The following is a 6846-nucleotide window of genomic DNA, read 5'->3' as shown; positions in this document are numbered from 1 at the left end:
CGCACCGCGGACACCCCGTGCACCGTCACCCCGTGCACCGTCACCCCGTCCAACGAGCCCATACCTATTCCCTTCCCGGTTCCGTTGCGTCCCGGACGGCCCGATCCGGCGCGCCCGGTGACCCGGGCCTCAGGTGACCCGGGCCTCAGGTGACCAGATGCCCGTCGCCGACGCCGACCCACGTCGTCGAGGTCAGCTCGGGCAGCCCCATCGGGCCGCGGGCGTGCAGCTTCTGGGTCGAGATGCCGATCTCGGCGCCCATCCCGAACCGCTCCCCGTCGGTGAAACGGGTCGAGGCGTTCACCATGACGGCCGCGCTGTCGCAGGTCGTGATGAACCGCCGCGACGCCGGCAGGGACCGCGTGACGATCGCCTCGGTGTGCCCGCTGCCCCAGCGCCGGATGTGCGCGACCGCGTCGTCGAGGGAGTCGACGACGGCGACGGCCATATCCAACGACAGGTACTCGGCCGCCCAGTCGTCGTCGGTGGCGGGCAGCACCCGAGGATCGACGGCGCACACCGTCTCGTCGCCGTGCACGGTGACCCCGGCATCGTGCAGAGCGGCCAGCACCCGGGGCAGGAACTCCCCGGCCACGCCGGCGTGCACGAGCAGGGTCTCCGCCGAGTTGCACACCGAGACCCGCTGGGTCTTCGCGTTGACGGTGATCGCGAGCGCCTGGTCGAGGTCGGCCTCGGCGTCCACATACACGTGGCAGTTGCCGACCCCGGTCTCGATGACGGGCACCGTCGACTCCTCGACGACCGCCCGGATCAGACCCGCGCCACCCCGCGGGATGAGCACGTCGACGAGCCCGCGCAGCCGCATCAGGTGCTTGACCGCATCGTGGTCCATCCCGGGGACGAGCTGCACCGCGTCCGCCGGCAGGCCGCTCGCGACGGCGGCGCCGCGCAGCACCGCCACCAGCGCGGTGTTGGAACGTACCGCGGAGGCGCTCCCGCGCAGCAACGCGGCGTTGCCGCTCTTGAGACACAGGCCCGCGGCGTCCACCGTGACGTTCGGCCGGGCCTCATAGATGATCCCGACGACACCGAGGGGGACCCGGATCTGGCGCAGCTCCATCCCGTTCGGCAACACCCGGCCGCGCACGACCTCGCCGACCGGGTCCTCCAACGCCGCGACCTGACGCAGGCCGTCGGCCATGCCGGCGAGCCGGGCCGGGGTGAGGGTGAGCCGATCGACCATCGCCCCGGCGGTGCCCGCCGCCCGCGCGGCGGCGAGGTCCTCGGCGTTCGCGGCGAGAATCTCAGCGGAACGGGCGATCAACGCGTCGGCCATGGCGAGCAGCGCGCGGTCCTTCTCGGCGCGGCTGCGCGGCGCCAGCAGGGCCGCCGCCGCCTTGGCACGGACGGCGCTGCCTCGGACATCCTCCGCAGAGGTGCTCATCTCGGGTCCTCCGTTAGGCGGGCGCCGCGGCGCTGCCCGCCGCTACGAGGCTACCGGTGGCTCGGCGGTCGTGCCGTTCATCGCTCCTCACCCGCATCCGTCACCTACACCCGCATCCGTCACCTGCTCATCCCTGCATCCGCGACCTACTCATCTCCTTATCCCGTTATCCAGCTCATCTCCTTATCCCGTTATCCAGATCCGCGATCCGCCAGGTCCGCGACAGGCAGGGACCCGGAACGGTGATAACCGGAACAGCCAGAAAGGCGCGCAGTTCGGACCCCCATGACGATCATCTCGACGGGATTGCCTACCGTGCTCGCATGCGTGCGCTGCACACGTCCGACTGRCATCTCGGGCGTGGCCTGTACGGTCACGACCTGATGCCGGCCCAGGCGGCCTTCGTCGATCATCTCGTCGACGTCGTCCGTTCCGAGGGCGTTGACGTCGTGCTCATCGCCGGCGACGTGCACGATCGGGCGATCCCGCCGGTGGGCGCGCTGGAGCTCTTCGACGAGGCGCTCTCCCGACTGCGCGATGCCGGCGCCCGGGTCGTGGTGATCAGTGGCAACCACGACGCGGCCCGCCGGCTCGGCGACAAGGCCGGCCTGCTCGACCCCCGCGTCCGCATCCGGACGGATCCGGCCGCGGTCGGGGATCCGGTCGTCGTCGAGGATCCCGCCGGGGCGGTCCGGGTGTACGCGATCCCCTACCTGGAGCCGTCGGCGGCGAACTCCCAGCTTCCCGAACCGGCGCAGGCGCCATCTGGCTCGGACGTCCCGGCCGCCGGGATCCCCGCCGCGACGATGCACCGGGCGATGCACGCGGTGCGGGCCGACCTCGCACGGTATCCGGATGCCCGGTCCGTCGTGGTGGCGCACGCCTGGGTCACCGGCGGGGCGGCGAGCGAGAGCGAACGCGACATCAGCGTCGGCGGGGTGGGCAATGTGCCGGCCCGGTTGTTCGAGGGGATCACCTATACCGCGCTCGGCCATCTGCACCGGCCACAGGCGATCGCCCCGTCCGTCCGCTACAGCGGATCGCCACTGGCCTACTCCTTCTCGGAGTCCGGCGACGCGAAAGCGTCGCTGCTCGTCGAGATCGGTCCGACCGGGCTGGGGAACGTGACCCGCATCGGCGTTCCCGCCCGGCGGCGGATGACCCTGCTGCGCGGCAGTCTTGCCGACCTCCTCACCGACCCCGCCCATGCCCCGCACGAGGCCGACTTCGTCTCCGCCGTGCTGACCGACCCCGTCCGCCMCATGGACGCCATGGCCCGGTTGCAGCACCGGTTCCCCTTCGCCCTACGGCTCGCGCACGAACCGGAGACGGAACCAGACGAGATACTCAGCTTCGGCCGGCGGACCCGGGGACGCTCGGAGCTGGAGATCGCCGAGGCCTTCGTCGCCCATGTACGCAGCGCTCCCTCGGCTCGGGAACGTGCTCTGCTCGCCGAAGCCCTCGGCGCCGCCCGCCGGGCCGAGGAGGAAGTCGCCTGATGCGTCCCCACCACCTGACCCTGGCGGCGTTCGGCGCCTTCCCCGGCACCGTCGAGATCGATTTCGACGTCCTCGGCAGCGGCGGCCTGCTCCTGCTCTGCGGGGAGACCGGGGGCGGCAAGACGACGCTGCTCGACGCGGTCGGGTTCGCGCTGTTCGGCCGGGTGCCGGGGATGCGCGGGGAGGTCTCCGGGCCGCCGGACCTGCGCTCGCACCACGCCGCGGCATCCCTACGGCCGGAGGTGACGCTGGAGTTCACTGTGGCGGCGGGACGTTTCCGGATCACCCGCGGCCCCGCCTGGGACAAGCCGAAACGCGGCGGCGGGACGACCCGCGCCCATCCGACGGCGCGGCTGGAACGGTTCGACGGCGCCGGCGGCTGGGAGACGGTCGCCACCCGCATGGAGGACGTCGGCCATGAGATCGACCTGCTCGTCGGCATGAGCGACAAGCAGTTCTTCCAGGTCATCATGCTCCCGCAGGGACGCTTCGCCGACTTCCTCCAAGCCGACCACGGTGCGCGCGAGAAGCTCCTGAAGCGGCTGTTCCACGTCAACCGCTTCGAATACGCCGAGCAGTGTCTGCTGGACCAGGCAAAGATCGCCGCCGAACGGCTGGCGCTGGCCCGCGCCGAGCTCGACCGGGTGACCGCCCGGGTCTCGCAGGTGGCGGCCGTCGACGAGCCGGAGGATCCGACGGCTGACGCCGGCTGGGCCTCGGACCTCGCCAGGACCGCCGCGGCGGCGGCCATCTCGGCCGACGAGGCGGCCGGCGCGGCGGCAGCGCGGCGCACCGCGGCCGAGGAGGCCTTGGACCAGGCACGCGACCTCGCCCGACGCGTCGGGCAGCGCCGGGTACTGGCCGCCCGGCAGGAGGAGCTCGCGGCACAGGCGCCCCGGATCGAGCTGCTCGCCACCGAGCTGGACGCGGCCCGCCGGGCCGCCGTCGTCGCACCCGCCCTGGGCGAGGTCCACCGCCGCGCCGCCGAGGTCCACCGGGCCGAGGCCGCCGAACGCGACGCCCGGGACCGGCTCGGACGCCATCCATCCGGGCTCCTTCCCGGGGAACCCGCCCCCTCGGGACCGCTGCCCGAGGAGGGCACCGGGAGGCCTGCCGAGGCACCTGCCGAAGCACCTGCCGAGGAACTCGCCCGCCTGGCCCGCCTCGCCCACACCGAGACCGGGCGACTGGGAACGTTGGCCGACACCCTCGCCGCCGCCGAGCGGGACGCCGAGGAGGCCGCCGGGGCCGACCAGGATACGGCCGCCTACACCCGGTCCGCCGCCGAACTCGCCGAGGCGATCAGCGTCACGCTGCCCCGCGCCCGCGTCGCGGCCGAGGCCCGGGTGGAGGTCGCCCGGCGGGCCGGCGCCGCTCTGCCCGGCCTGGTCGAACGGGCCCGGTGGGCCAAGGAGCTGGCCTCCGCCGTCCGGGAGGGGCGGCAGGTGCGGACCGTGGCCGACGAGGCCGAACGAGACGCATCCGCGGCCCGGACCCACGCATCCGACCTCCGGCAGCAGCGATTCGACGCCATCACCGCCGAACTCGCCGCCGCGCTTGTCCATGACACGCCCTGTCCGGTCTGCGGGGCCCTGGAGCATCCCGACCCGGCCGAGACCCGGGCCGACCATGTGAGCAAGGACGCCGAGACCGCGGCCGGGCAGGAGGCGGACCGGCTCGCCGACGCCGCGACGAGGGCGAGCCGGGCGGTGGCCCACTGGGAGTCCCGGGTCCGGGCGCTGCACGCCGACCTGGTCGGCCCAACGGACCCGGACCACAGCGCGAACCCGGACCACAGCGCGAACCCGGACCACAGCGCGAACCCGGACGACCGCGTCGAGGCGGCCTTCGCCGAGATCCGCGCGCTTCCGGTCGCGACGCTGCTGGGCGGCTCCGGGGCGCCGGTCGCGGATCGGCTCGATGAACTCGCCGCCGTGCTGACCCACGCGGTCCGCGCCCGGACCCGGACGGCGAAGAAGCTCGCCGCGGCGGAGGCCGCGTTGCGCGAGGTCCACGAGAACGAGAAGGAGACCGCGGCCCGCCATTCCGCCGCACGGACCGCGGCGCAGGCGGCCCGGGAACGCGCGGCGGACGCCCGGGACCGCGCCGCCCGACGGCTCGCCGGCGTTCCGGCGGAGCTATGCGACCCCGACGCCCTGGCCGCGCGCCGCCGTGCCGTCACCGCCCTCGCCGCCGATCACGAGGCCGCGCAGGCCGCGGCCCTGGCTGCCGAGCAGGCCCGGGCCGAACACATCCGCGCCGGGACGGCCGCCCTCGACCAGGCGCGGCAGGCGGGGTTCTCCGACCTGGACGACGCCGCCGAGGCCGTGCGGGACTCCGACTGGATGCGCCGCGCCGCGGACGAGGCCCGGGCCCATCGGGACGAGCTCGTCGCCGTCGGGGCCAGGCTGGCGGGCGAGGATCTCGCCGTCGATCCGGACACCGAGGTCCCGCTGGCCGACCACGAGACGGCCGTGACCGACGCCCGCGAGGTCCACGAGAGCGCGCTCGCCACGGCCGCACGCGCCCGGGAACGGGCCGAACGGCTGGCCTCGCTGGTCACGGAGTTCACCGAGAAGCTCACTACCCTGGATCCGCTGCGGGAGGCGGCGGACGAGCTGCGGGGCCTCGCCGATCTGGCCGCCGGGCGGGGTGCCAACACCGAGCGCATGCCGCTGTCCAGCTTCGTGCTGGCGGCCCGGTTGGAAGAGGTGGCCRCCGCCGCCAGCCATCGGCTCGCGGCGATGAGCAGCGGTCGGTTCACCCTGGTGCACGACGCGGGGGAAAGCCGCGACAAGCGTCGGCGCGCCGGCCTCGGGCTGCTGGTCGACGACGCCTGGACCGGCCGGCGGCGCGACACCGCCACCCTGTCCGGCGGGGAGACCTTCCAGGCGGCGCTGTCACTGGCCCTCGGGCTCGCCGACGTCGTGACGGCCGAGGCGGGAGGCCGGCGGATGGACGCGCTGTTCATCGACGAGGGTTTCGGCACGCTCGACCCGGACAGCCTCGACGAGGTGATGACCGTTCTCGACGAACTGCGTTCCGGCGGCCGGCTCGTCGGCGTCGTCAGCCATGTCACCGAGCTGCGCCAGCGCATCCCGAACCAAATCCGGGTCGTCAAAGGGGTCGGCGGCAGCCGGGTCGAGACCACGTCCTGACCCGGACGCACCACTGACCCGGGCACACCACTACTCGGCTGGCCTAGCCGGGAAAACCGCCCCCAGGCCAGGACCCGGGATCGGAAATGGCCGCCACCGGATTCCGGTGGCGGCCATTTCGGCATTGCCGAGCGGACCAGGGATCAGATCATTTCATCGAGTCTTCAACGGAGATGTCCGGTTACGAGAACAAGTTTATGGTGACCGACTTTCCACTGAACGGTCTCTGGAGGGGGAAGGTACGGCTGTAGTTGTCAGAGCTGTCGGAACACTGGACGCTGAAGGTGGCGCTCGTGCCGGCCACCGGAACCTGCTGGAGGCTCAGGCTGTAGAAGCCGCCGGCGCCGACGCCGGACGAGTCGAACTCGCCGGCCGTCGTGCGGACCGCCACGCCCGCCGCGGCGCTGGCCGGGCACCTGGCGACGCCGCCGATCAAGACATTCGAACTGTTCAAATCCGCRCTCGCGGGAAGGGCCGATGCCAGCGTCAGCGCGCCGGCGGCTCCGGCCGAGGCGAGGAGACCCACGGTCCTACGCATTCTCATGACGAAATAACCTCTCTCAACAGATTCGACCTCTTGCCCGCCGAGGGAAGGTTACCCGACTCCGGAAGCGCTATTCGCCGCCGTCGCTATTTTTTGCGCCGAGACCCCTTCAGTTTTATCGGCGGCTTTCCGGGTAGCCGGGGTGAAATGCCGGGAAAGAACTGTTGACGGGCTCTCTCGAATTCCGGGCCACGGTAAGAGTTCGGTGATGGCGTGGGTGGGCGGGCCGAAGGCCCGGCC

Annotated in this window: 4 protein-coding genes; 2 read left to right on the top strand and 2 right to left on the bottom strand. The window is 72.9% G+C overall.

Going from position 1 to position 6846, the window contains the following annotated elements; all coding sequences use genetic code 11:
• Nucleotides 1-145: 145 nt before the first annotated feature.
• Nucleotides 146-1405, bottom strand: a complete 1260-nt coding sequence (locus KBI5_RS18470; protein ID WP_011435671.1) for a glutamate-5-semialdehyde dehydrogenase — start codon at nt 1403-1405, stop codon at nt 146-148.
• A 323-nt stretch (nt 1406-1728) separates the two neighbouring features.
• On the opposite strand from KBI5_RS18470, the gene KBI5_RS18465 reads away from it, so the two are divergent.
• On the top strand, nt 1729-2904 hold the full coding sequence (locus KBI5_RS18465) for an exonuclease SbcCD subunit D (protein WP_085015962.1): 1176 nt from the start codon (nt 1729-1731) through the stop codon (nt 2902-2904).
• Nucleotides 2904-6062, top strand: coding sequence for an AAA family ATPase (locus KBI5_RS18460; protein WP_085015961.1), 3159 nt, complete (start codon nt 2904-2906; stop codon nt 6060-6062). The genes KBI5_RS18465 and KBI5_RS18460 overlap by 1 nt, the downstream gene beginning before the upstream one ends.
• A 181-nt stretch (nt 6063-6243) precedes the next feature.
• Here the strand turns inward: KBI5_RS18460 and KBI5_RS18455 are convergent, their stop codons facing one another.
• Entirely contained in the window at nt 6244-6588 is a 345-nt protein-coding gene (locus tag KBI5_RS18455; RefSeq protein ID WP_235608845.1) for a hypothetical protein, read from the bottom strand.
• Nucleotides 6589-6846: the final 258 nt, after the last annotated feature.

The sequence above is a fragment of the Frankia sp. KB5 genome, from assembly GCF_002099325.1.
Taxonomy (GTDB): Bacteria; Actinomycetota; Actinomycetes; order Frankiales; family Frankiaceae; genus Frankia; species Frankia casuarinae.
The sequence above is the reverse complement of the archived record's forward strand: the minus strand, read 5'-3'. Positions and strand labels throughout refer to the sequence as shown.

Coding starts and splice junctions, on each gene's coding strand:
- KBI5_RS18470 (WP_011435671.1), bottom strand. CDS start 1,405: ATGAGCACCTCTGCGGAGGATGTCCGAGGCAGCGCCGTCCGTGCCAAG.